Source organism: Halorubrum sp. SP9, assembly GCF_005435015.1.
Lineage (GTDB): Archaea > Halobacteriota > Halobacteria > Halobacteriales > Haloferacaceae > Halorubrum > Halorubrum sodomense.
On the sequence record NZ_SGXU01000220.1, the window covers coordinates 1 to 702 of the forward strand.

The 702-nt window shown below is 48.1% G+C and carries 1 protein-coding gene; it reads right to left on the bottom strand.

Annotated elements, in window-relative coordinates:
• Positions 1-38 precede the first annotated feature (38 nt).
• Positions 39-702, bottom strand: a 664-nt coding sequence (locus EXE45_RS17285) for a helix-turn-helix domain-containing protein (RefSeq protein WP_199233684.1), incomplete at its 5' end; no start/stop codon positions are given.

Consider the following 702-nt stretch of genomic DNA (forward strand, 5'->3'; position numbering starts at 1 on the left):
TTGAGAACATCGCTAAACGCATCACTCATAGTTCGCCGTTAGACTGCTCCTGCGCGTTTGCTACCAGCAAAGTTGATGACGCTCTCGTCATCACCGTGGATCTCTCGCAAGAACTTCGGCTCTACTTCGTGATGACAAGAGCGACAGAGAACAACCAGATTATCTAAGTCGTTTATTCCGTCGTATTCGTCGTGGTGTTTGTACGGAATAATATGGTGAACGTCAGGATTCCGCCCCAACGATTCACGGTCTTCATCGCAGTTGGGGTTTTCACAAGCGTGATCCGCTCTCTCCAACGCTTTGCGGCGCTGTTCCCACCAATTGTGTCCGTAACTATCTGTTACCCGTTTCTCGGGTGGGATGTAGTCTGGATGATCCTCACCTGTCGGATAATCGGTCTGTATATTGTGTTCTTTCTTCCACTTTATTATCGTGGCTTCTGAAACCCCACACTCATCTGCGATTTTTCCGAGTGTTTTGCCTTTGTAATGGTATTCTTCGCGCAGCCAATCTGCGTCTTGATACGGACGTTCACCTTTCGCATCTAAGCCGAGTTTCTTTGCGGTGTTGTAGATTGTCTGCTTACTAACACCACACACCTCGGCAATCTCGGAGTATGAAAGCCCCTCACTATGGAACTTCTCTGAGAGCCACTCCTTATCGTGATACTTCTTGTCCCCGAAATCAGATGTACCCTGATCT